Genomic DNA, 25952 nt, shown 5'->3' with positions numbered 1-25952 from the left:
GAACTCAAGCTTGGGTAAACGTTTGAATAATGAGATTGACCGGGAAATCCCCCAGCGCGGCGCTGATGTTCAGCTCCCTGTGGTGTGTGACTGCGGTGCTTGAAAAAAGTCCTTTCAGATTTTCCTCAGAGGCGGTGAACGGTAATTTGACCCGTGTATCGCCCCAGCGCAGCGCGTCAACCCGGGGTTCGGCACTGTTTTCCAGCAGCGGGGCGCAACGTATCGGTACGATCACGATGGCCCGTTTTCCCTGATGTTCGCGAGCAAAGGCCAGCACTCGGTGAGCCTGGCTGCCCACGACTTCAAGGGCTTGATACGTCCCTCGCCGAAACAGCTCCGCATGCTCCGCCCGCAGGTTCAACACCTGCTTGATAAGGGTTTGCTTGATGTGCCCGTTACGCCAGTTGGCCAACAGGTCGGGCAGATTCATCGACACCTGCATCGCCTGTTGGCGGCTCGCGTAATCCACTGGCCGGCGGTTGTCCGGGTCCACCAGCGAGAAGTCCCAGTACTCGTTGCCCTGGTAGAGGTCCGGGATCCCCGGCACAGTCATTCGCAGCAAGGTTTGCGCCAAACCATTGATCGCGCCGGGAGCGGCCATCGTTTGAACTGCCTTGCCGAGGGCGGTACGCAACAACTCACCCTCCGGGCTAAGCAGCAGGCGCTCGATAAAGACCTGCATGGCTTTTTCATATGGCTCGTTCGCCGCGCTCCAACTGCTTTGCAGCTTGGCTTCACGCAAGGCTTTCTGTTGCCATTGCCACAGACGCGTGGCGTAGTCCTCAAGCGCGGGCTGATCGTCAACGCGCAGGTCCAGCGGCCAGCTGCCGAGAATGGCTTGATAGAGGATCAGCTCATCGCCGGCCGAGGGCATCTGATCGTCGTCATGCAGGGGCCGGGCGAGTGTTCGCCAGAGCGGAACCTGCTCGGCGTACCAGGCACTGCGTTCACTCAAGACCGCCAACCGCGCGCGAGTGTCTTCGCCGCGCTTGTGGTCGTGGGTGGCGGTGGCCAGCAAGTTGTCCGGGAACGTCTGCAAGCGNTTGTTGNTGACGGCGTGGAAATCGTCGACCGGCGCACTGAATTGCTCGGTGCTGAAGCCCACGTCGTTGCGCGACAGCAGCACCGCCGAGCGATAGAACGCGGTGTCTTCCACGGCCTTGGCGGCGGCAGGTGAGGTCAGTTGCTGGAAACGCACGCAGGCATGTTTGAGTATCTTGCGCTCACGGCCCACCGGGCGATTGCGCCACGGTTCACCGCCGAGCCAGCCGGCCAGGCAATCGAGCACTGGCCAATCGGCCTCGCCCAAGGTTTGCCGTGCACCGTCCATGGCCTGCTGGAAAAACACATCGTCTTCGGCAGAACGGCCACGCGGGCTGATGTAGGTGCGGTACACCGGGAAGTGCACAATCAGCGCCTGCAAGGCGCGGCGGATGGCGCCCAAGGTCAGGTCGCGGGTCATCACGTCATCGCGAGCCACTTGCAGCAGGGCCTGGGCCACGCTTTCAAAGTCACCGGCCAATGAGCCGTTGAGAATCTGTTGACGCGCCAGTTGCGCTTCCTGACGGAAGTCGGCGGGCCGTTCGCTATAGCGATTCCACAGATGGCCCAGGTTTTCCGCGCCTTGTGGATCGTGCTGCAGCAACGACAACTGGTTCATGAATTCGTAACCGGTGGTGCCATCCACCGACCAGTCGCGGTGCAGGGTTTCGCCTTCACCGAGAATCTTTTCGACGTAGATCGGCAGGTGCCGGTCGGGCGACAGCGTATCGACCCGACGCCGCAGTTTGCGGCAGTAGCCGCGCGGGTCGGCGAGGCCATCGATGTGGTCGATGCGCAAACCGTCGACCAGGCCTTCAGCCACCAGCTCGAAGATTTTCGCGTGGGTCGCTTCGAACACGGCGGGACGTTCGACCCGCAGGCCGCCGAGCTCGTTGACATCGAAAAAGCGCCGCCAATTGATGTCATCCGCCGCCGTGCGCCAACTGGCCAGCCGATAACTCTGGCGTTCGAGCAGGTTGTGCAGCCGTTGGAAACCTTCGGGCGTTTGCGAATCGTAGGCGCCAAGGTTCTGCTGGATGCACCGCAGGAGCGCGGGGTCACTGGCCAGTTCACGCAGTTCTGCCTTCAGCGGTTGCGCGAGGCTGTGAGCATCGGTCTGGTAGCTCAAGGCACTGAAACGGTCGGCGAGAAACTTGAGTGGTTCGTCGTCGGTTCTCAGCAGTTCACCGTAGCTCGACGGGCAGATCGGGAAATGATGCTCGTAGTGCTCGACATAAAACGCGCCGCGCTCTGCATCGAAACGCAAGGGCAGGGTGCCGTCCTGCAGGGCGACGCCGTAGTCGCTGCCGAGGAACGGCAACAGCAACTGGCCCTCCATCAGCGGGTCGGAGGAGTGCCATTGAATGTCGAAAAACTCGCCGTAAGGGCTTAAGCGACCCCATTCCAGCAGGTCCAGCCACCACGGGTTATCGGCGCCGCCGACGGCCATATGGTTGGAGACGATATCGAGGATCAGCCCCATCTTGTGTTCGCGCAGGGCCGCAACCAATCGGCGCAAGGCGGCTTCGCCACCCAACTCAGGGTTGACCGTGGTCGGGTCCACGACATCGTAGCCATGCATGGACCCGGCACGGGCGGCGAGCAGTGGCGAGGCATAGACATGGCTGATGCCCAGACTGGCAAAGTACGGCACCAGCGGCACCGCTTGATCCAGGGTAAAGCCTTTATGAAATTGCAGGCGCAGGGTTGCCCGCAGCGGTTGGATTAACGGATGAGTCATTGGTCACGCTCGCCAGCCTGAAGTCGCGCACAGGCGAGCAATTCCAGACGCCGGGCAGCGTCCGGGTCGTCGAGCAGCGCTTCGCTGCCGCCGGGCAGGCGTCGCGACCAGTTGGGGTGCGTGTCGATGGTGCCGGGCAGGTTGGCCTGCTGTTCGATGCCCAAGGCATCTTCCAGTGGCAGCAACACCAACGGAGCGCGGGTATGACCGAGAAAGCGTACCGCCGCATCCAGTATCTGGTCCGTCTCATGGGACTCTTCGCGAAAGTTCTGCGGGTCCTCGCTCAGCACGCGACGCAGGCCCTCACGTTCGCGTTCACGGTGGTGGCGCCATTCGATTTCACCCGTGGCATCGACCAGGCCCAGTCGGGCGTTCCAGTCGATGTCACGGCCATGCCACCAGCCATTGAGCGTCGGCAGGTCATGGGTGCTGGTGGTTGCCAGGGCGTTGTCCGGCCAGTCGAGGATGGGCTTGAATTGGCCGTCGTCCTGTTCAAACAGCAGCACGCGCATGCCGAGGATCGAGCGGGCGATGAGTTTTTCCCGCAGACCATCGGCCACCGTCCCGAGGTCTTCGCCCAGGACGATCGCCTGATGGCGATGGGATTCAAGGCTGAGCAAGCGCAGCAGGTCGTCCACCGGGTAATACAGGTAGGCGCCGTCGGCGGGCGGCGAGCCATTGGGGATCACCCACAGCCGTTGCAGGCCCATGACGTGGTCAATGCGCAAGCCGCCGGCGTGAGCGAAGTTAGCCCGCAGCATTTCGATAAAGGCGCGAAAGCCGTTGCGCTTGAGGCCTTCCGGGGAAAACGCAGAAATACCCCAGCCCTGACCGGTGCGGTTAAGAATGTCCGGCGGTGCGCCGACCGTCAGTGAAGCGAGCAATTCGTCCTGGCGACTCCAGGCCTGACTGCCACCGCCGTCGGCACCCACCGCCAGATCAGCGATCAGCCCAATGCTCATCCCCGCGCTGCGGGCGGCGGCTTGCGCGCGCTCCAGGCAGCGGGTGATCAACCATTGGCTGAAGGCGAAGAAGCCAATGCGACCGGCGTTCTCTTCGGCAAATTCGGCGAGGGCGGCGCTGCGCGGGTCGCGCCATTGTTCCGGCCACTCGCGCCAGTCGAGGGTTTCACCCTTGGCGGCGCGGGCTTCTTGAATGGCTTCGAAGCGGCAGTGGTTTTCCAGGGCTTCGCCGGCGGCATGGCGGAAGCTGCTGAAGTCGGCATGCAACGGGTGTTCGCCCTGGACGAAACCTTCGTACAAGGCTTGCAGCAAACGATGCTTGGCTTCGGCGGCGACGGGCCAGTCAATCAGCGGCTGCTCTTCCAGATGTTGCAGTTCGGCGGCCAGCCCGGTGGCATCAATCGCGGCCCGCCACGCGCGTTCACCGAGAATGGCACCTGGCGCGGCATAGAGGCTGTTGAGGAACAAACGGCTGGACGGTGAATACGGGCTGTAGCGCGTNGTGTCGCTGCCGAACATCGCATGCAACGGACTGATTGCCAACGCCTCGGCGCCGCGTTCGCCGGCCACTCGGGCGAGGTCTTCCAGCGCCTGGGTATCGCCGAATCCGCAATCGCCAGGTCGACGCAGCGAATACAACTGCACGCTCAGGCCCCAGGTACGCGGAATCGGACTGTCAACGGCATCGCCGACGCTGTAGCAACGTGTCGGTGCCACGGCCAGGGTAAAGGATTGTCCGTCGATGCTGACGTGCTGATACCCGACCGGAACCAGGCCCGGCAGCTTCGCCTCGGCATCCAGTTTCAGGTTGAGTCGTGAGCCATCTTCAAGGTGGATCTCGCACGGTGTTTGCGGCTCGAAGAAGTGCGCCAGGTCGAGGCTGACGCCGACATCGGCAGTGATCAGCGGCGGCAGGTGCCGGGTCTGTTGCACCTGCTGCAATTGCAGGAGGCTGGCGTCGATTTCCTGTGCGGAGCCGGCGGGGTGGCCGAGTCCGGTCAGGACGTTGCGCAATACCGAGGGGGCGACTTTCTGTGGGCGGCCGTTGGCGTCGATCCAGTCGACGGCCAAACCGGCACGGCTGGCCAGTATTTCCAGTTGCGCATCACTCATTGGCGCTCTCCATCCGGGGGTAGCAAGGGGGCTGCGGCCGTGAGGCTGACTAGCGCGCAATACGGGGCAAGGGTGCCCTGTTCCAACAGGCCGGCTGACTGAGGCGGCGTTTCGAACAACAACCTGGCGTCGGCCTGTGGGGAGTGGACCACTGGCTTGTCGCTGAGGTTCAGGTCAATGCGCAGCTGTCGGCCATTCCCCAATAGCCAGCGCGCCGTCACGGCACCTTCGGCCAGCACCTCGGCCCCCAGGGGCTGAGCCCCCGGCAGGTGCGGAATAATGTGGTCATGACGAATCCCCAGCAGCTGGTGATACAACGCCTGCATGGCCGATTGCCGGGTGGCGGTCAGTGTCGGCCGCGACGCCTCAAAGGTCTGCTGCGCATTGGGATCGGGGATCTGCTCGCGTTTATGCGGATCAGCAAAGGCGCTAAACGCTGCAAATTCATTCCGTCGACCTTCGCGGACCAGCTCCGCCAGTTCACCGTGGTGGCTGGTAAAGAACAGGAACGGCTCCTCGGCCGCGAACTCATCGCCCATGAACATCAGCGGAATCATCGGTGACAACAGCAGCAGGGCTGTCGCCGCTTTCAAGGCGTCGAGGTGCGCCAGCTGATGCAGGCGCTCGCCGAAGGCACGGTTGCCGATCTGGTCATGATTCTGCAAAAACAGCACAAACGCGCTGGGCGGCAAGTGACCGCTGGGCTCGCCCCGGGTTGTGCCGTGGCGGGTCACGTGGCCCTGAAACACGAAGCCCTGGCTCAGGCAGCGCGCCAGTTGTTCCGTGGGGTTTTCNGCGAAGTCGCTGTAGTAGGCGTCGGTTTCGCCGGTCAGCAATACGTGCAGGGCGTTGTGGCCGTCATCGTTCCACTGCGCGTCGAAACCCTCTTCCAACAGGCTCGCCTGGTTGTGTTCGTTCTCGACCGTCAGCCAGACATGCCGCGCCGGATCGGTCTGTTGCCGAACCCGTTGCGCCAGTTCCTGAAGAAAGTCCGGGCTCTCGATGGCGTGTACCGCATCCAGGCGCAGGCCATCGAAGCGGTATTCCAGCAGCCACATCAACGCGTTGTCGAGGAAGAAGTCNCGCACCTCGCGCCGCCGNAAATCAATGNCCGCGCCCCAGGGCGTGTGCTTGTCTTCNCGGAAGAAGCCTTTGGCGTATTGGCCCAGGTAATTGCCATCGGGGCCGAAGTGGTTGTAGACCACATCGAGGATCACGGCCAGGCCATGCTCGTGTGCGCTGTCGATCAGCGCCTTGAGCTGTTCGGGGGAGCCATAGGAAGATTGGGGCGCGTAGGGCAGAACCCCGTCGTAGCCCCAATTGCGCTCGCCGGGAAATTGCGCCAAGGGCATCAGTTCGATCGCGGTGATGCCCAAGTCAACGAGGCGCGCCAGGTGCTGCTCGACCTCACTGAAACCGCCGAGCGCACCGACGTGTAATTCGTAGATCACGGCCTCGTTCCAGGGGCGGCCGGTCCAGGCACTGTTTTGCCATTGATAGGCGAGTGGATCGACCACCACGCTGTGCTCGCCGATATCGCCGGCCTGCGCGCGGGAGGCCGGGTCCGGCACCTCCAGCTCGCCATCGATGTTGTAGCGGTAGCGCGTACCCGCCATGCAACGGGTCTTGATCACGAACCAGCCATCAGCCTGAGGCAGTAGCGGCAAGGATTGTCCATCTTCCAGTTCGACACTGACGTAAAACGCATCTGGCGCCCACAAGGCAAAACGCGTGTGTTGCGCGTCCAACATGATTGCGCCGTGGGGCCAGGTTTCAAGGGTCCGTAACGGCATCGTTGAAAACCTCTTTTTACTGTTTGCCCGATTTACCCAGGGCTTTGGCGACCAGTTGTTCGTAGAGTTCGGCGTAGGGTTCAACCGCCTTGCACCAGTTGAAGGGCGCGGCCATGGCACGGCACCGCATGGCGTTGAGCAGGCCGGGGAAGGCGAACACCTTGAACGCGCGGCTCAGGGCCTCTTGATAGCTTTCGACCGTGGATTCGTCGAACAGGAACCCGGTCACGCCGTTTTCAATGGTGTCGGCCAGACCGCCGGTATTGCGTGCCACCGGCAGCGAGCCGAAGCGCTGGGCGTACATCTGGCTCAAGCCGCAAGGCTCATAACGCGATGGCATCAACAGGAAATCACTGCCGGCGAACATGCGACGGGCGTCGGTTTCATTGAAGCCGATGCGCACGCCGATTTGCCCGGGGAAGCGCAGGGCGAGTTCGCGCATGGCTTGTTCTTCTTCGGGCTCGCCACGACCGATGATCGCGATCTGGCCACCGTTGTTGACGATGTATTCGGAGACCGCTTCGGTCAGGTCCAGGCCTTTCTGATAGACCAGGCGCGAGACCACGGCGAACAGCGGGCCTTCGGAGTCTTCCAGGCCGAACAGATCACGGACATGAGCAGCGTTGACCGCTTTGCCGTCCCAGTCGCCAATGCCGAACGGGCAGAACAGGTGCGGGTCGGTGGCGGCGTCCCAGCTTTCATCGATGCCATTGGGAATACCGCTCAGCAGGCCTTGCTGGGTCTTGCTGGCCAGGAAACCATCAAGGCCACAGCCGAATTCCGGGGTGGTGATTTCCTGGGCGTAGGTCGCGCTCACGGTGGTGATATGGCTGGAGTACGCCATGCCCGCCTTGAGGAATGACATTTTGCCGTAGAACTCCATGCCTTCCTGTTGCAGGGCATGCGGCGGGATACCAAGTTCAGGGCACGAACCCAGGCTGGTGACGCCCTGATAGGCCAGGTTATGAATGGTGAAGAGCGTCGGGGTGCGCTGTCCACGCCAGTGCATGTAGGCAGGTGCCAGCCCGGCTGGCCAGTCATGGGCATGCACCAGATCCGGGCACCAGTGAATTTGTGCAAGGTTGGCGGCGATGTCGGCGGCGGCCAGGCCCAGGCGGGCGAAGCGAATGTGGTTGTCCGGCCAGTCGCGGCCGTTGTTGGCGCCGTAGGGAGAACCTTCGCGCTCGTAGAGTTCGGGGCAGATCAACACGTAAATGACCAGACCGTCCGGCATGTCCATGCGTCCGATCTTGCAGGGTGGCAATGCAGCGTGACCGCCCAGCTCGCCGATGATATGGATCGGGTTGTCGCTTTCCATCACCTGCGGATAGCCCGGGATCAGCACCCGCACATCGTGAAGGTGAGACATAGCCCGGGGCAGCGCTGCGGAAACGTCGCCCAAACCGCCGGTCTTGACCAGATCGGCAATCTCGGAGGTAACGAACAACACTTTCTTTCTGTTCGGATTCTGACTGGCAGCCGGTGACAGCGTTTTGGTGCCTGGTACGCTGATCGATTGGGTGCTCGGAGCATTCACGGCGTTCGATTCGCCGACCTGCTGATGAGCACGCTCTCCCTGAATATCTAAAGCCGCACTAATCATATGAATCTCCCGTGTTGTTGATCTAATTCTAGGTCTGGCACCAACGGTGATCGTGGCCAAATCCTGTGGCCGGGCGCAAACGCGCTTCGCATCGGTGAGCAAGTGCTGCCCCATGCGCTAATGCAGAAAGGGTGGAGGGGCCGTTGCAAGGAATGCACCAGTCGCTGAGGCCCTACCTTTAACCTGACCCCTGGCCAGGACCAAAAGTTTCGAGTTTCTTACCACCAGATGACTGACCGGTTTTACCTCGCGAAAATGAGTCTAGGCCAGATCCTAGAGCGGGGCAGGTCAAGTGGCGAAATTGTTCGACAATCGGTTGGAAGAGGGTAAAGGCACAGCGCGTGTAGGGGGAAACGCACCGACGAAGGGCACGTTTATTTTTCAGGATGGGTCAAAACGGGACTGTTGAGTCACGCAAATGGGCGGGTTTTGCCGGGGATTGCACCATTGCAGTGCGATCTGTTGGCGGTTGAGGGCCCCATCGCGGGCAAGCCCGCTCCCACAGGATTTATGCGATCCCTGTGGGAGCGGGCTTGCCCGCGAAAANNCCACAGGATTTATGCGATCCCTGTGGGAGCGGGCTTGCCCGCGAAAAATATCAAGCCAGACGCGGTTTACGTCCTGAAACAAAATGACTGACATCATTGAACCCCGGCGTCGACGAATGCCCCGGTGTCACCAGCGAATCAATAAATGCCTCGTCTTCAGCCGTAATCTTCACCGTCTGCGCCTTGGTATACGCATCCCACTGTTCCTCGGTGCGCGGCCCGACTATCGCCGATGTCACCGCGCTGTTGTTCAAGACCCAGGCAATCGCGAACTCGACAATGCCCACGCCACGTTCCTGGGTGTATTGCTGAATCTGCTGGGCAATACGCAGTGACTCAACCCGCCATTCGGTTTCCAGAATGCGTTTGTCCTGGCGCGCCGCGCGGCTGCCGGCTTCGGGCGTCACATCNNGTGCGTACTTGCCACTGAGCACGCCACGGGCCAGCGGGCTGTAAGGCACCACGCCCAAGCCATAGGCGCCTGCGGCGGTGATTTGTTCGATCTCGGCCTGACGGTTGACGATGTTGTACAGCGGCTGACTGATCACCGGCCGGTCGACCCCCAACTGGTCCGCCACCCGAATCACCTCGGCAATCCGCCAGCCACGGTAGTTGGACAGCCCCCAATACCGGATTTTGCCCTGGCGGATCAGGTCGCCTATCGCCGACACCGTCACTTCCAGCGGCGTGTCGTGGTCTTCGCGGTGCAGGTAATAGATGTCCAGGTAGTCGGTGTCGAGGCGGGTCAGGCTGGCATCAAGGCCATTGAAGATATGCTTGCGGCTCAACCCGCTGCGGTTCGGCACACCGTCCACCGGGCCGAAACCGACTTTGGTCGCCAGCACCCATTCGTGGCGGTTGCCGGCAATCGCTTCGCCGACGATCTCTTCGGAACGGCCGCCGGTGTAAACGTCGGCGGTGTCGATAAAGTTGATGCCCTGGTCCCAGGCCTTGTCGATGATGCGCAGCGAGTCTTCGGTGTTGGTCTGTTCGCCGAACATCATGGTGCCAGTGTCAGGGTCGACACCTGTAAACCCGAATGACCCAGCGTGCGATAGCTCATGACGAAATCCTTTTACCGGTGGGAAAGCTTCAATCAAATACCAGAACGCCTGCGCGCAGAAAACTGAATTTATCGGCAAAGTGCATGACAACGTTCTTGCAGAAACGCCTGCAACACCTTGACCCGCTCCGAGACCTGCACCCGATGCGGACACAGCAAATTGAACGGCACACTTTCGCCTTGCCAGTCATCAAACAGCGTCACCAACCGCCCGGCCTTCACATCGGCGGCGATGTCCAGCCAGGCTTTGTAAGCAATGCCATGCCCGGCCAACGCCCAGCGGCGGGCCACTTCGCCGTCATCGGTGAGATAGTCGCCGCGCACCTCAACCTCCAACACTTCATCCTGACGACTGAAACGCCAACTGTTATAAGGCCGGCCGTTGCGCAAGTAGAGCAGGGCGCTGTGTTCGCTGAGGTCAGTCGGCGTTTTCGGCGTACCGTGGCGGGCGAGGTAGTCGGGACCGGCGCAGGCCACACGACGATGCCCCGACAGAATCGGCAACGCCACCAACGTCGAATCGCTGGGCACCCCGAAACGCAACGCCACGTCGACGGTTTCGCGAAAGAGGTCTGAGTGGCGGTCATTGAGCAGCAGTTGCAGCTGGACATTCGGGTGCTGGCGCTTGAAATCGTCCAGCCACGGCAGCAACACATTGCGCCCGAAGTCTGACGGTGCGGCCAGTTGCAATACGCCGCTCAAGCCTTGGGTTTGATGCTTGAGCGCTTGTTCACCTTCCGCCAGCGCAGCCAGGGCCAGACGCACACTTTGCAGATAACGCCGGCCTTCCTCGGTCAGGCGCATGCTGCGGGTNGANCGGGCGAGCAGGCGGATGCCGAGGCGGGTTTCCAGGCGTTTGAGGGCGATGCTGGCGGCGGCGGGAGTGAGTTCCAAAGTGCGGGCGGCGGCGGAAATGCTGCCGGAGTCGGCGGTGCGAACGAAGATCTCCAGGTCGAGGATCGAGCTCATGGGTAAAAATCCTTTAAATATCTGGCGTTTTTAACGTGGATTTTGATTGATTGCCAAATCCAACGCATGAAATCAACGCACATAAACCCTCATGACCACTCATCGCCACTGTCAGATCTGACAGTAGCCGCCATTACCATTCCGCTATTTGATAACTCCAGCCATCTTCAATAACTCCGTCGCCCAGCCCCCCTCGACAGGAGTCTCCCCATGCTCGTGCAACCCGTCCGTCACCCCGTTTCCAGGCTGCTGCGTGAACCAGAAATCCCCGGTGCCCGTCTACTGGACTCTTCCACTGACGTCTGGGCAATCAACCGTGCCGCCGCCCTGGACAACTTCCCCATCAACGGGCTCAAGGTCTACGTCCCGGCCTGGTCAAGCATGGGCAAAGGCGACAAGGTCGAGCTGCTGTTCAACGGCCAGGTGGTCAATCAGCACATTATCACCGACGACGCCGAAGTCGGTCAGCGGGTGACCTTGTGGGTCGAACCCAGGCATTGGCTGACCGGGACGCACACGCTGGCTTACCGGGTGACGCGTTTCAATCAGGGCGCCGAGACGTTTACGCCGGCACTCAAGCTCTACGCCAAGCTGGAGATTCCTGCGGGCCAGGACACGGACGACACCCCAGGCAGCCACTCGAACCTGTACCTGTTCATCGATCCGGCCATCGTCGAGAACATCGTCGACAAGGAGATCGCCGCGGCCGGGGTGGACATCATCGTTCGGGCCGAGTCCGGGACCGGCGAGCCTTATCCGGATGCGGCGGTGGGCGATGTCATCGTGCTGAGCTGGGGCGGTGTGCTCGTGGAATCCGCGCCGCTGACTGCCGAGCAGATCAGCGACCCGGCCACTCACCCGATCGTGATCCACGTCGACGAAGCCACCATCCTGGCCGCGGGCGACACCGACATCTCCGGGCTGGCGGTCACCTTCCGCGTGCGCGATGTGGTGCACAATTTTTCGGAAGACTGGTGCAAGGCCACGCGGCTGGTGGTCATGACCGGCGTCGATTTTCTGGACGCACCGGTCGTCCAGGAGGCCGTGAACAACGTTCTCGACCTCGATGCGCTGGGCGAAGATGACATCACGGGCGAGGTCTGGGCCAAAGCGCCGGCGTTCGAGCAGGACGACCGCATCATCCTGAAGATGCGCGGCACCACCGTGGACAACGAGGCCGTGGAAGTCATCGCGCCGGCCCAGACGGTCGACAACCTGCCGCATACTTACAAAGTCATCCTGTCCAACGCCGACGTGCGCCAACTGGCCAAAACCCAGGTGACCTTTTCCTATCGCGTAGAGCGCCCGGGCGTGACCGACCCCCTGCCGTCCAAGGGGCAATTTGTCACCTTCATCGGCGAACCGAAACACCTGGCCGCGCCCAAGGCCGAAGATGAACAAAACGGCGCGATTGATCCGGACCTGCCTCACCCTCGCGTGCGGATTCCGTTCGATCCGATCATGCAGCAGGGCATGGCCGCCGACCTCATCTGGGCCGCCACCCGCCCGGATACCGGCAGCTACGTACTACCTGCTCCGCGAAGGCCCGAACGGTGAAGTCATCCGCCGCGAATCGCTGCATGCGGCGCTGCTGCAGGTGGGCGAGCCGCAACTCGAACTGGTCAAACCCATCGTCCTCGGTGAACAGGACGGAGCGCTGGAGCCCGGGGACCTGCCCGGCGGCATCGGCAAACTGACCGCGCCAAGGCCGACCGTCAAACCGACCCAATCCGGTGACATCGTGACCTACACCTGGACGGGTGAAGTCACGGGTACCACGGAAGACTCCGTCACCCTCAACGGGCTGTCCAAAGACAAGGATGTGAATTTCACCCTCAACGCCACGTTTGTCGCCGAACACATCGAGCCGAACCGCGGCAAGAAGGTGACGGTGAGTTACCGGATCTGGCGGGCGGCGACGAGCGAGACGAGTTATTCGAATGTGCTGGAATTTGGGGTTGGCCAGGCGATTGGCCAACTGTTACCCCCGGCCGTGAAAGAAGCGGACGGCGGCACCCGCCTTGATCCGTTGAATGCCCAGACCCATCTGACCGCCGTCGTCAACTACGACGGAATGCTGGTCGGCGACCAGATCACTGCAATCTGGACCGGTGCCGACGGCACGCTGCCCGAGGGTTCGCATACCACCGCACCGTGGCCTGTGACCACGCTCGGGCCGCAGGAGATACCGTTGGAGCCTAAGGTGGTCGCCTTCAGCCTCGGCAAAGCGGTAACGGTGAACTACAAGGTAACTCGCGGCAGCAGCAGCCCCATGCCCTCGGACACCCTGACGTTATCGGTGCTGCCACTGCCGGAAAACGTGCTCGACAAACCATTGATCCTCCAGGCCGCGGACAACGGTGAAGGGGCCGAATTCGACGTCAGCCAGCTGACCGACAACGCGGTGATCCAGGTTAACGCCTGGCCGTTCATTGCGCTGAAACAGTTCGTCTGGTTGCGGGTGCAAGGCACCAACAATGACGACAGTCCCTACGCCCAGACATTTTGGCAGCCGCCTCTCTCGCAAACCAACGAAACTTGGATTACCCTCGACGGTCTGGTCACCCGGGCCTCAATTGAGTGGTTGAAAACACTCAAGGATGGAAGTGAGGTTACGATCGCTTTCAAAGTGAGCTTCGACAAGGTGGCCAATGAGGCCACAACGGTGTCGTTTCCGCTGCGTACTTATACGATTAAGGCCGTGGCAGATGTGAAACCTGCGATCATCGCTGCAACCAACTCCAACGGGGATGAGATTGCCGAAGGCGAGCCCACGGTTGATACCAGCATCACGCTGACCGGCACGGCCAGCAAAGGCCAGCAAGTCGATGTGCTCGATGGCGCCGTTTCCAAAGGACAGGCGACCGCGGATCTGATCACGGGGGTCTGGACGTTGCTGGTGTCCGGGTTGAGTGTGGCGGCTCACAGTTTTACCGCCAAGGCGTTGTACGGTTCGGGTCAGAGCTCCGCGCCACGCACCTTGACCGTGACGGCGGTGATCGTACCGACCATCAGTGCGGCGAAAGGCTCCCCGAGTGGGGTCGAAATCCCCCACGGCGGCGTGAACCGATCAGTAACCGTCACTGGCAAGGCCAGTCCCAATCAGAAAGTGCGCTTGCTCGATGGCACTACTTCACTGGGGGAACCTACCGCCAATGGCAGCGGCATATGGACTCAGGTGGTAAGTGCATTGACCGTCAAGGCTTACAGCCTCAAGGCACTGGCGCTGTATGGCGAAGGCGAAGAGTCCGCTCCACCGTTCACGTTTACCGTGGCGGCGGCGCTCAAACCGGCCATTGACTTGGTCACCGATTCCAAAGGCCCGGTCGCCCAGGGTGGCATCACCTTTGACCGATCAGTAACCGTCACTGGCAAGGCCAGTCCCAATCAGAAAGTGCGCTTGCTCGATGGCACTACTTCACTGGGGGAACCTACCGCCAATGGCAGCGGCATATGGACTCAGGTGGTAAGTGCATTGACCGTCAAGGCTTACAGCCTCAAGGCGCTGGCGCTGTATGGCGAAGGCGAAGAGTCCGCTCCACCGTTCACGTTTACCGTGGCGGCGGCGCTCAAACCGGCCATTGACTTGGTCACCGATTCCAAAGGCCCGGTCGCCCAGGGTGGCACCACCTTTGACCGGTCGGTGACCGTCACTGGCAAGGCCAGTCCCAATCAGAAAGTCCGCTTGCTCGATGGCACTACTTCACTGGGGGAACCTACCGCCAATGGCAGCGGCATCTGGACTCAGGTGGTAAGTGCATTGACCGTCAAGGCTTACAGCCTCAAGGCGCTGGCGCTGTATGGCGAAGGCGAAGAGTCCGCTGCGCCACGCACCTTGACCGTGACGGCGGTGATCGTACCGACCATCAGTGCGGCGAAAGGCTCCCCGAGTGGGGTCGAAATCCCCCACGGCGGCGTGACTCCTGAAACCGCCGTGACGTTCACCGGCACGGCCAGCAAAGGTCAGAAAGTCGAAGTGTTCGATGGCGCCGTTTCCAAAGGTCAAGCGACCGCGGATCTGGTCACGGGGATCTGGACGTTGCTGGTGTCCGGGTTGAGTGTGGCGGCTCACAGTTTTACCGCCAAGGCGTTGTACGGTTCGGGTCAAAGCTCCTGGGCACGCACCTTGACCGTGACGGCACTGATTGCACCGACTCTTTCCTCGGTCAAAGGCTCGACAAGCAGGGTCGAAATCCACAATGGCGGTACAACGTTCGAGACCAGTGTGACGCTGACCGGCACGGCCAGCAAAGGCCAGAAGGTCCAGGTACTCGACGGTATTACACCGAAGGGTCAATCCACCGCCGATACGACGACGGGAATCTGGACCTTGACCGACACCGGCCTGGCCTTGGGGCCGCACAGTTTTACCGCGAAGGCGTTGTACGGAAGTGAGCCAACGTCAGCTGCACGAACATTTGAAATTAAACCATTTATTGACTTTGAGGACTTTCAAAGCCTGGCCTCTGACTTCATCCCTATAAATGGAACTCCTTTAGAAACGCCTGCAATTTTTCTCAGCGTTGTGCAAGCTGACAGCTATGCATTGATTGAACGATTTCCCAACGATTCACTCCCAGGGAAGTTGGAAGGGCAATGTATACAAGGTCTAAATGCAAGAGTCAGACTGGAACTCAAAGCTCCAGTTTCTCAAGTCAGCTTTTGGCACTGGGTGGCGCAATGTACTGCCGTTATCTATGGGGTAGGAGGTGAGGTTTTGGGCGAGGAAGCTTTAGAGTCCTCTCAATCGGTTAAAAAGAGCACTTTTACGTTTTCCGGGATTAAGCGAATTGAGCTGATTTTCCGTAAAGAATATTGTTTTGTGGATACGTTTTCTTTTACGTTGTAGCGCACAAGGTTGACATATTAAACACACGGCAGCACCAGTGAATTATAGAAAGGAAAAGGGGAGAAAAGGAGACTCATCTATTCGGGATATATGCAGGTTCTTCCTGCATATTTGCATGGCTCTAAATGGGGGAGATTCTATGTTGCAGGGCAACTCTGCGACCTCAGTCCGGGCGAGATTTAAACAGCGATGTTTAATAGACATCTCCAGACACTCTCTCAGGCTACACATCCTTGCGCCGTTACCTACGACTGCGCCAGAATCCGCCGGCTTGTGCGCCTTCGGCCTGGGTTTTATCGTTTCCCCGTCGCTGAAAAACAGCGATGGGGGTTTGGTAGCCCCGGGTTTCATGTGAGGTGCTAAGCATCACCATTTACGGCGTTTGTTCGTCTCTGTTTTATGGTGGTCATGCACAGGGCGTCCTCGGGCGCGCCGGTCTCCTCACAACGCCTACCGCTTGTCAGCCACCTCCGGTTACCTGTTATTTCTGACAGTAGCCAATACCATCGTCTTACGCCTTAATTGACTCCGTCACTCATACCCTCGACAGGAGTCATCATCATGTCTGTTCAATCCGACCGCACCACTTCAACGTCAGAAGCATCCGAAAAAGCCGTGATAGGCTCAGGTCGCCTGAAAGTCATGGGCGCGCGCTCAAATCCCCACCTGTTTGGGCTGTCCGGTACGTCACGTCTACTGCGCGCCTTTGATACCCTTACCGGGGAGCCAGTCGTTGCGCAGTGGAAGTACGCGACTGACAACGACTGGACAACGGCCCACACCTGGCGCGATACCCAGCAACAGGCACTGCATGTTCGCGTCGGCGACGATCAGGTCATCCTGAATTCGGCGAACATTATTGGCAGTTGGGGCGCCTTCGTCGCGCGTACTGATGACGGGGGCCTCGTCGGCTGGGGGCATCCGGATTTGGGTGCAGCGATCCCTGCGGACACTGCGCCCCCGAATGACATCACTGCTGTCAGCGCCACTTCCAGCGCTTTTGCCGCCCTTCGAGCCGATGGAACGGTGGCGGTTTGGGGCGACGCGGGCGCTGGCGGGAATATGGGCGGTATCAGTTCTTCGGATTTTGTTGAGGTCAGCGGTGGCAAAAGCGCTTTCGCCGGTATAAAAAACACCGGGCAAGTGGTGGCCTGGGGACAGGGTAGCGAAGTGCCCGAGTCCATCGGCGCGCTGAGGGACATTGTGCAGTGCGTGGGCAGTGACGGTGTATTTGTCGCACGACGGGAAACCGGGCATTTGGTGGCTTGGGGCAAACCTGACACCGGTGGAACGCTGCCGCCCGAGATCGCGATGCTTTCCGACTTCAAAACCTTCCTCGGCACCCAATATGCTTTTGCCGCATTGCGCGCAAAGGGCAGTCTCGTCGCCTGGGGCCGGAGTACCGGGGGAACCCTGCCGGCACCCATCGCCTCACTGACCGATGTCAACGAACTGTGCTGCGCCAATCAGTTCGCCTTTGCTGCAACGCGTTCCACCGGCCAGGTTGTGGCCTGGGGGCACCAAATGGGGGGTGGCACCATCGGCAACCCAGAAATAGAGGCCCGGACTGATATTGAAGTAGTCTGCTGCACCTTTTCCGCATTTGCTGCTCTTTGCACCAACGGTCAGGTTGTCGCTTGGGGAGATGGCTCAGCTGGTGGCGAAATACCTGCCGATATTGCACAACGGCGCGACATTGTTCAGGTGGTTGGCTCGTCGGCAGCCTTTGCAGCCCTGTGCAAGGATGGCAGCGTTGTGGCCTGGGGGAATAAAAGCTTGGGGGGCGATACATCTGCGGTGGAAAGCCGGTTGACCGATGTACGAGCCATTTACGCCAATAGTACCGCGTTCACGGCGCTGACCTCGGACGGCCGCGTGGTGACTTGGGGGAGCGCTCTTGTGGATACGTTTTCTTTTACGTTGTAGCGCACAAGGTTGACATATTAAACACACGGCAGCACCAGTGAATTATAGAAAGGAAAAGGGGACGTATTTATTTGTCAGTTAAACAGCGACGTTTAACAGACATCTCCAGACACTCTCTCAGGCTACACAACCTTGCGCCGTTGCCTACGGCTGCGCCAGAATCCGCCGGCTTGTGCGCCTTGGGCCTGGGTTTTATCGTTTCCCGGTCGCTGAACAACAGCGATCGGGTTTGGTAGCCCGGTTTTTCACAAGGGTGCAACGCACCATCAATTGAGGCGGCTTTTCGTCTCAGTTTTATGGTGGTCATGCACAGGGCGTTTTCGGACGCGCCGGTTTCCTTGTGCCCGGTCTACCAACCTGCGTATGGCCACCACCTTCGTTTGGTAGCGAGGGTGATGGCTCCTTTTTTGGTAGCACGAGGAGTTTCATCTATGTTCAAACCAACACCAAACCCACCAGAAACGGACGACGTTTCCCCCTATGAATCCACCGATTCAAAAAAGCTCGACGAAGCCGCCGAGCGCGCGCTCGACTTTCACTTCCCATCCAATGCCGACATCAAAGCCACCCCCCGAACGCGCAGCACTTTGTTTTCCGTAGATTCCGAGGCCACGACCGAAACCCTGGCGGTGTATCTGGTCGAGACGCTGGCCTCGGTCGATGTGATGGTTCATCAGTTGGTGGATCATCTGGAGGGGGAGTCGCGTTATGCGCTTTTGGGTATTTCGAACAGCATCATGATGGCGGAGATCACGGCGAACCGGGTGCTGGATAACATCGGCCCGCAGGGCTAAAGCAGATCCCGTAGAGAGCACATACCTGTGGCGAGGGGGATTGTCGGACCGCCGCACCGCCCCGTTCGGCTGCGCAGCAGTCGTAAAACCGGTATACACGGTTTAACTGACAAAACTGCGGTGAATGGTTTTGGGGTCGCATCGCAACCCAACGGGTGGCAAGCCCCTTCGCCACAGGGTTTCAGCGACTGTCTGGTTTGATTTGGGCCAAGGCATCCGCTCTGACCCTTTCTNCCACAAAAGCCGGACTGACCACAATAGTAGTGTGTCTGCACAGGAGACATAAGAAACGGCCCGAAAGGGCCGTTTTTTGTTGGAGAACTCGTTCGTTCGGTGATGCCTTACACCCGTAACGTCCGCGTCATGCGCAGGGCCAACATGCTCCCGCACACAATCACGCCCGCCAGCAGATACAGCGCCGCATCGGTCGAGCCGGTGCTGTCCTTGACCCAACCCACCAGGTACGGGCTCAGGAAGCCAGCCATCTGGCCCATGGAGTTGATCAGCGCCAAACCGCCTGCCGCCGCGCCCGCGCTGAGCAGGGCGGTTGGCACCGGCCAGAACATCGGCAGGCCGGTGAGGGCGCCCATGGTGGCGATGGTCAGGCCGAGAATCGCAATCGCCGGGGTAGTGGCGAAATTCACCGCGATCAGCAGGCCGATGGCGCCCATCAACATCGGCACCACCAAATGCCAGCGACGCTCCTTGCGCAAGTCGGCGGAGCGGCCCACCAGCAGCATGAACACGGCGGCCAGCAGATACGGAATCGCACTCAGCCAGCCAATCACCAGGTTATCGCTGAAACCCAGGTTCTTGATGATCGACGGCAGCCAGAAGTTGATCGCATACACACCGCTCTGGATGCAGAAGTAGATCAGGCCGAACGCCCAGATGGCCGGGTTCTTGAACACTGCGCCGAGCGAATCGGTGGAGGTTCTCGGTTTGTTGGCCAAGTCCTCGGCGTGATCGGCTTCCAGCACTGCACGCTCGTGGGGCGTGAGCCACTGGGCATTGGCAAAGCTGTCGCTGAGCAGGAAGTAAGCGAGTGCGCCAAGTATTACGGTCGGGATGCCTTGCAGCAGGAACATCCACTGCCAGCCCGCCAGGCCACCCTGGCCTGCAGCAAAGTGGTTGAGGATCCAGCCGGAGAACGGGCTGCCGAGCAAGCCGGACACCGGAATCGCCGACATGAACAATGCCATGATCCTCCCGCGGCGAAAGGTCGGGAACCACTGCGAGAGGTACAGCACCACGCCAGGGAAAAAGCCGGCTTCAGCGGCGCCGGTCAACAGGCGCAGCCCATAGAAATGCGTCGGCGTCGTGACGAACAGCAGGCAGGTGGACAAGGTGCCCCACACGATCATCATCAACGCGATCCAGCGGCGCGGGCCGAACTTGGTCAGCGCCAGGTTACTCGGCACGCCGCACAGCACGTAGCCGATAAAGAAGATCCCGGCACCGAGGCCGTACACGGTTTCGCTGAATTTCAGCGCGTCGAGCATCTGCAGTTTGGCGAATCCAACGTTGACCCGGTCGAGGTAGTTGAACAGGTAGCAGATGAAGATGAAGGGGATCAAACGCAGGGTAATGCGTTTGTAGATGGCGTTTTTATCGTCATCGGTGGCCAGTGTGGCAGCGGCGCTCTGTGACATGGCAGTCTCTCTTTATTATGATTTTTTGCGATGCGAGGGTAACGTTGATCGCCCAGAGAGTCTCGGCCACCCTCGGGGTGGCTGTCTTTGTGCTTGAGCACAGGGTTTGCAACCCAGCCCTGTGCGGGTGAACAACCCCGTCCCATCACGCTTTCAAGGATCCCGATATGTTCGAACTCGATCACGACCTGGCCCAGGATATCGTCAATCGCACCATGGCCATCCTGCCCTACAACGTCAACGTCATGGACAGCCAGGGCTTGATCCTCGGCAGCGGTGAGCCGGAGCGCATCAACACGCGTCATGAAGGCGCGCAGTTGGTGCTGGCCAACGGTCGGGTGGTGGAAATCGACGGCCAGACCGCCAAACACCTCAAAGGCGTGCAGCCGGGGATCAACTTGCCGTTACTGCTCGATCAGCGCTTGATCGGTGTGCTGGGGATTACCGGTGAACCCGAGCAACTGCGCACCTATGCCGAGCTGGTGCGGATGACCGCCGAGATGTTGGTGGGCCAGCGTAATCAGCAGGCTGAGCAGCAATGGCGGCGTCAGCGTTGCGATGATCTGCTGGCATTGCTGCTGAGTGAGGCGGGGGATTCGCCGCGCTTGCTGGATGAAGCGCAGCAATTGGGTCTGAAACCGCAAATGACGCGGGTGCCTTATCTGTTCGAGTTGGGCATGGAACACGGCCCCGGGCAGACAGTGGATGCGCTCAGTGCCTGGCTGACCTCGCGCTACCCGGACAGTTGGTGCGTAAGCTCGGCGAAGTCTTCGTTGCTGTGGTGCCGGCCGGCGAGTCAGGTGATCGAGAATGAACGGCTGCTGGAAAAACTCGACGGCCTGGGCTGGAACATTTTGCGCATTGCCGTGGGTGGGCAGGCGGATGGGTTGTCCGGGCTGCGACGTTGTTATCGACGGGTCGGCGACTTGCTGGCGTATGGGCGCGATGTGTTGCCGCGTTCGCGTTTGCTGACGCTCCACCGTTATCGGCTGCCGGTGATGCTGTGGCGACATCGCAACGATGACGCGCTGGATGAGCTGCTCAAGCCACTGCGCAAAGTCATCGCCAAGGACGGCAACGGCCAACTGCTGGCGACTTTACGCAGCTGGTGCGAGCACGACGGGCAGAGTCAGGCATGTGCGGATGCGCTGGGGATTCATCGCAACAGTTTGCGCTATCGAATGGAACGGATTGCCGAGTTGAGCGGGGTTGATCCGCTGAAACTGGACGGCATGCTCGCGCTGTATCTTGGCGTCCAACTCCTCCCGCAAACCGACTGAAGCCCCTATCCCGTAGCAGCTGACGTTGTGGCGAGGGGGCAAGCCCCCTCGCCACAACGTCAGCTGCGAGGGGGCAAGCCCCCTCGCCACAACGTCAGCTGCTACAACAAGTGTGCAGGTCGGGAGGTTTTGTAGAAATGAACAATAAACGCCACCCCCGCTTGTGCAGCGGACCGGCGTTATTGTGCAGGGCTGCTGGCAGCATGGAACGCATTGGAACTGGAGAATTCGCATGAAAATCGTCATCGCCCCCGATTCATTCAAGGACAGCCTGAGTGCCCAAGGTGTGGCCGACGCCATCGCCCTCGGTCTGGCGCAGGTCTGGCCTGATGCGCAACTGGTCAAATGCCCGATGGCCGACGGCGGCGAAGGCACGGTCGAATCGATTCTGGCGGCGTGCGAGGGTCAATTGCGCAGGACGCCTGTTCGCGGACCGCTCGGCATCACCGTCGATGCGGCCTGGGGCTGGTTGCCGCACACCCACACCGCGATCATCGAAATGGCCGAAGCCAGTGGCCTGCAACTGGTGCCGCCGGGGCAACGCGATGCGTGCGTCAGCAGCACGTTTGGCACCGGTGAACTGATCCGTGCCGCGCTGGATGCCGGGGCGCAACGGGTGATCCTCGCCATCGGCGGCAGCGCCACCAACGATGGCGGTGCCGGGGCGATGCAGGCGCTGGGTGTGAAGTTGCTGGACGCACAAGGGCAAGCGCTGGCCCCGGGTGGTCTCGCGTTGGCGCAACTGGCTTACATCGATCTGAGTGCAATCGATCCGCGCCTGGCCGACGTGCGCTTCGACATCGCGGCCGACGTCAACAACCCCCTGTGCGGTCCGCACGGCGCTTCCGCGATTTTTGGACCGCAGAAAGGGGCATCGCCCGAGCAAGTCCGGCAATTGGACGCTGCTCTCGGGCACTTCGCCGAGCTGTGCGCCAAGGCCTTGGGCAAAGACGTCAAGGATGAACCGGGCAGCGGCGCTGCGGGCGGTTTGGGGTTCGCGGCGAAGGCTTTTCTGGAGGCGCAATTCAAGGCCGGCGTGGACGTCGTCGCCGAGTTGGTCGGGCTGGCTGAAGCCGTGAAAGGCGCCGACCTGGTCATCACTGGCGAAGGGCGTTTCGATGCACAGACCTTGCGCGGCAAGACGCCGTTCGGCGTGGCGCGCATTGCCCGGGAGCAGGGCGTTCCGGTGATTGTGATCGCGGGGACCTTGGGCGAGGGTTATCAGGATCTGTATGAACATGGCATCGATGCCGCGTTTGCCTTGGCCAGCGGACCGATGACGCTTGAGCAGGCCTGTACCGAGGCACCGCGGTTGTTGCGTGATCGGGCCAGTGATATTGCGCGGGTCTGGCGAATGGCCGCTCGCAAATACTGAAGATCAATCCATTCCTGTAGCAGCTGTCGAGCCTGCGAGGCTGCGTTCGAGTTGGGCCGCATCCGGNGAGCCTGCGAGGCTGCGTTCGAGTTGGGCCGCATCCGGACGCAGCCTCGCAGGCTCGACAGCTGCTACGGGGATTGGTGTTTCAATGTTGAAACACCTGCTACTTCAATAAAAATATTTTTCTCGAATCCCCGCGAAAATCCTCATCCCCAGCCGATACACCCAATAGGCGCACACAAACCTATTACAACAGTGGCGCCACGCTGACCCGTGCGCCTCACGCCCGCCACTCAGCCATCACCGCAAGGACGCTCGCCGACTCAATCACCCGAGTATCGTCCTATGTCCCTGCGTAATCTGAATATCGCACCTCGAGCCTTCCTGGGGTTTGCCTTCATTGCCTTGCTCGTCATCGTGCTGGGTGTGTTTGCGGTGAATCGCATGTCGATCATCCGCCAGTCCTCGATCGACATGGCCAGTACCCAACTGCCCAGCGTCGGCTTTTTGGGCAATGTCACTGAAAACATTCTGCGCATGCGCATCTTGTCGTTCCGCATTCTGGTCAACCGCGAGCCGGCCAGTCTGCAGGAAGCTGAAACTCGCATTGCAGTGCTCACCGACAAGGCGCGCAAAGCCCAGGCCAGCTATGCCGAGTTGCCGGCGGGCCCGGATGAAGCAGCGCTGTATAAAGTCTTCAGCGCGACGCTGGACAATTACATGCAAGCTCAGCGCGACATGATGGACCTGTCGCGCCAGAACAAGGTGGATGAGATGCGCACCTTGATCAATACGCGGATCAAGGACGGCACCGACCTGATGGGCGAGCAGCTGAATAAGCTGGTGGCGTACAACCAGGATGGCGCCAAAGCGGCCGGCGTGCTGGCTGAAGAAAACTACAACACCGCCGTGAACGGCATCATTCTGGTGTCGGTGGTGGCATCGCTCCTGACCGTGCTGCTGGCCTGGCTGCTGACCCGCAGCATCGTCACGCCGCTCAATCGCGCGGTGCAGGCGGCGGAAACCATTGCCGGTGGCAACCTGACCAAAGCCATCGAGATCGACGGCAAGGACGAACCGGCGCGCTTGCTCGGTGCCTTGTCCGTCATGCAAGACAACCTGCGCAAAACCATCGAACAGATCGCCGGTTCCGCCACGCAACTGGGCGCTGCCGCAGAAGAACTCAGCACCGTCACCGAGGAAGCGTCCCGNGGCCTGCAACAGCAGAACAACGAAATCGAACAGGCCGCCACGGCGGTCAACGAAATGACCGCTGCCGTGGAAGAGGTGGCGCGCAACGCGGTGTCCACCTCCGAAGCCTCCAGCCAATCCAACCAGGCGGCGCGTGAAGGGCGTGACCGTGTGGTGGAAACCGTTGGTGCGATCCAGACCATGACTCAGGATGTACAAAACACGTCGGTCATGATCGAAGGCCTGGCGACTCAGGGCCGCGACATTGGCAAGGTCCTCGACGTGATACGCGCAATTGCCGAACAGACCAACCTGCTCGCGCTCAACGCAGCGATTGAAGCGGCCCGCGCCGGTGAAGCCGGCCGTGGGTTCGCGGTGGTGGCCGATGAAGTCCGCGCCTTGGCTCATCGCACCGCGCAATCGACCCAGGAAATCGAAAAAATGGTCGCCGGTATCCAGAGCGGCACCGGTGAAGCGGTGCAGTCGATGCAGCAGAGCAACCAGCGCACCCAGGCCACCCTGGAAATGGCCCGCGCCGCCGGTGTGGCCCTGGAGCAGATCACCCAATCCATCAGCCTGATCAATGAGCGCAACCTGGTGATCGCCAGCGCGTCGGAAGAGCAGGCGCAGGTGTCCCGTGAAGTGGACCGCAACCTGGTGAACATCCGCGACCTGGCGACTCAGTCGGCGGCGGGCGCCAACCAGACCAGCGCGGCCAGCCATGAGCTGTCGCGCCTGGCGGTGGATTTGAANGGGATGGTGGCGCGTTTCGTGATTTGAGATAGGGTTGAGACTGGGAGTCCGCGCGCGACAGGAGAAACACATGCGCTATTCAGCCTTGACGCAACGAATCGCCGGCGATGGAGCGGCAGCCTGGCAGATTCATGACCGAGCGCTGGAACTGCGCGAACAGGGTGTCGATGTGCTGCTGCTGTCGATCGGCGATCCTGATTTCGATACGCCGCTGCCCATCGTGCAGGCGGCCATCGACAGTTTGCGGGCCGGCGACACGCATTACCCGGAGGTGCGCGGCAGTCGCGGATTGCGCAGCAGCATTGCGCGGCGCCATCGACAGCGCAGTGGTCAGGCGGTGGACGCCGATCATGTGATCGTGTTTCCGGGTGCGCAGTGTGCGGTGTATTCGGTCGCGCAATGCCTGCTCGATCCCGGCGATGAGGTGATCGTCGCCGAACCGATGTACGTGACCTATGAAGGCGTGTTCGGCGCTTGCGCGGCCAAGGTGGTGCCGGTGGCAGTGCGGCCGGAGAACGGCTTTCGCGTTGACCCGGCGGATGTCGCGGCGCTGATTACGCCGAAGACCCGCGTGCTGTTGCTCAACAGTCCAAATAATCCGTCGGGTGCAAGCCTGTCCTTGAAGACCTGGCAAGCGCTGGCGGCATTGTGCGTGCGCCATGATCTGTGGCTGATCAGTGACGAGGTCTACAGCGATCTGTTGTTCGAGGGCGAACACATCAGTCCGGCGAGCCTGCCGGGCATGGCTGAACGCACCGCGACGGTCAACAGCCTGTCCAAGTCCCACGCCATGAGCGGCTGGCGCGTGGGGTGGTCAATCGGCCCGAAAATGTTGGCCGAACACCTGGTGCATTTGTCGTTGTGCATGCTGTTCGGCATTCCGGATTTTGTGCAGAAAGCCGCGCAAGTAGCGCTGGATGAAGACCTGCCGGACGTGGCGCTGATGCGCGAGGAATATCGCCAACGTCGTGATCTGGTGTGCGCGCGGTTGAGTGGTTGCCCGGGCATTCGCCCGATCCGGCCGGACGGCGGGATGTTTGTGATGGTGGATGTACGGCCGACCGGGTTGTGCGCCCAGGGATTCGCCGAGCGTTTGCTGGAAGGGTATGGCGTCTCGGTACTGGCCGGGGAGGCGTTCGGGCCGAGTGCGGCGGGGCATATCCGCATCGGGTTGGTGGTGGATCAAGTGAAACTGGCGGATGCGTGTCGGCGGATTGCCTTGTGTGCGGCGGATCTTCTGGAAGCGCGCCGCGCCTGACAGTTTTGTGTGTGAGTGCCGGCATCTTAGCGGGCANG

Annotated in this window: 14 protein-coding genes and 1 pseudogene; 8 read left to right on the top strand and 7 right to left on the bottom strand. The window is 60.8% G+C overall.

Translation table 11 applies throughout. The features are described 5' to 3' along the window. Window positions 1-4: 4 nt before the first annotated feature. From B7L09_RS02530 to B7L09_RS02505, 6 genes and pseudogenes are all read right to left on the bottom strand, one after another. Complete coding sequence (locus B7L09_RS02530) at window positions 5-2782, bottom strand: malto-oligosyltrehalose synthase (protein ID WP_094467584.1); 2778 nt, start codon at window positions 2780-2782, stop codon at window positions 5-7. Then, window positions 2779-4857: a 4-alpha-glucanotransferase gene (gene malQ / locus B7L09_RS02525; RefSeq protein WP_094467583.1), complete on the bottom strand. Its 2079-nt coding sequence runs from the start codon at window positions 4855-4857 to the stop codon at window positions 2779-2781. The genes B7L09_RS02530 and malQ overlap by 4 nt, the downstream gene beginning before the upstream one ends. Beyond that, complete coding sequence (treZ, locus tag B7L09_RS02520) at window positions 4854-6650, bottom strand: malto-oligosyltrehalose trehalohydrolase (protein WP_094467582.1); 1797 nt, start codon at window positions 6648-6650, stop codon at window positions 4854-4856. The genes malQ and treZ overlap by 4 nt, the downstream gene beginning before the upstream one ends. Before the next feature lie 16 nt (window positions 6651-6666). Next, a complete protein-coding gene (gene glgA / locus B7L09_RS02515; RefSeq protein WP_094467581.1) occupies window positions 6667-8253 on the bottom strand; it encodes a glycogen synthase GlgA in 1587 nt (528 codons plus the stop codon). 598 nt (window positions 8254-8851) lie between these two features. After that, window positions 8852-9864, bottom strand: a pseudogene (locus tag B7L09_RS02510) (aldo/keto reductase). Between the two features lie 69 nt (window positions 9865-9933). Next, the gene (locus tag B7L09_RS02505; protein ID WP_094467580.1) at window positions 9934-10833 is read right to left on the bottom strand and encodes a LysR family transcriptional regulator; all 900 of its coding nucleotides are present in this window, start codon (window positions 10831-10833) and stop codon (window positions 9934-9936) included. A 210-nt stretch (window positions 10834-11043) separates the two neighbouring features. On the opposite strand from B7L09_RS02505, the gene B7L09_RS02500 reads away from it, so the two are divergent. The 4 genes from B7L09_RS02500 (at window position 11044) to B7L09_RS02485 (ending at window position 18402) form a co-directional block, all read left to right on the top strand. Beyond that, a complete protein-coding gene (locus B7L09_RS02500) occupies window positions 11044-12390 on the top strand; it encodes a hypothetical protein (RefSeq protein ID WP_049870728.1) in 1347 nt (448 codons plus the stop codon). 40 nt (window positions 12391-12430) lie between these two features. Continuing rightward, window positions 12431-15682, top strand: a complete 3252-nt coding sequence (locus B7L09_RS02495) for a hypothetical protein (RefSeq protein WP_094467579.1) — start codon at window positions 12431-12433, stop codon at window positions 15680-15682. A gap of 561 nt (window positions 15683-16243) precedes the next feature. Beyond that, a complete protein-coding gene (locus tag B7L09_RS02490) occupies window positions 16244-17608 on the top strand; it encodes an RCC1 domain-containing protein (RefSeq protein WP_094467578.1) in 1365 nt (454 codons plus the stop codon). A 431-nt stretch (window positions 17609-18039) separates the two neighbouring features. After that, the gene (locus B7L09_RS02485; RefSeq protein ID WP_094467577.1) at window positions 18040-18402 is read left to right on the top strand and encodes a DUF6124 family protein; all 363 of its coding nucleotides are present in this window, start codon (window positions 18040-18042) and stop codon (window positions 18400-18402) included. A 341-nt stretch (window positions 18403-18743) separates the two neighbouring features. Here B7L09_RS02485 and B7L09_RS02480 read toward each other — a convergent pair whose 3' ends face one another. Next, a complete protein-coding gene (locus B7L09_RS02480; RefSeq protein WP_094467576.1) occupies window positions 18744-20054 on the bottom strand; it encodes an MFS transporter in 1311 nt (436 codons plus the stop codon). A 167-nt stretch (window positions 20055-20221) separates the two neighbouring features. Here B7L09_RS02480 and B7L09_RS02475 point away from each other — a divergent pair, with 167 nt between their 5' ends. From B7L09_RS02475 to B7L09_RS02460, 4 genes are all read left to right on the top strand, one after another. Next, window positions 20222-21334, top strand: coding sequence for a sugar diacid recognition domain-containing protein (locus tag B7L09_RS02475; RefSeq protein WP_094467575.1), 1113 nt, complete (start codon window positions 20222-20224; stop codon window positions 21332-21334). Between the two features lie 232 nt (window positions 21335-21566). After that, complete coding sequence (locus B7L09_RS02470; RefSeq protein WP_094467574.1) at window positions 21567-22709, top strand: glycerate kinase; 1143 nt, start codon at window positions 21567-21569, stop codon at window positions 22707-22709. A gap of 348 nt (window positions 22710-23057) precedes the next feature. Beyond that, window positions 23058-24683, top strand: a complete 1626-nt coding sequence (locus B7L09_RS02465) for a methyl-accepting chemotaxis protein (RefSeq protein ID WP_094467573.1) — start codon at window positions 23058-23060, stop codon at window positions 24681-24683. A gap of 43 nt (window positions 24684-24726) precedes the next feature. Continuing rightward, window positions 24727-25914 carry a pyridoxal phosphate-dependent aminotransferase gene (locus tag B7L09_RS02460; protein WP_094467572.1) on the top strand — a complete coding sequence of 396 codons (1188 nt, stop codon included), beginning with the start codon at window positions 24727-24729 and terminating at the stop codon, window positions 25912-25914. Window positions 25915-25952 lie beyond the last annotated feature (38 nt).

Origin of the sequence: Pseudomonas mandelii (assembly GCF_002251635.1) — a bacterium.
GTDB classification, from domain to species: domain Bacteria; phylum Pseudomonadota; class Gammaproteobacteria; order Pseudomonadales; family Pseudomonadaceae; genus Aquipseudomonas; species Aquipseudomonas mandelii_B.
This window is presented reverse-complemented; position numbering and strand designations above follow the sequence as displayed.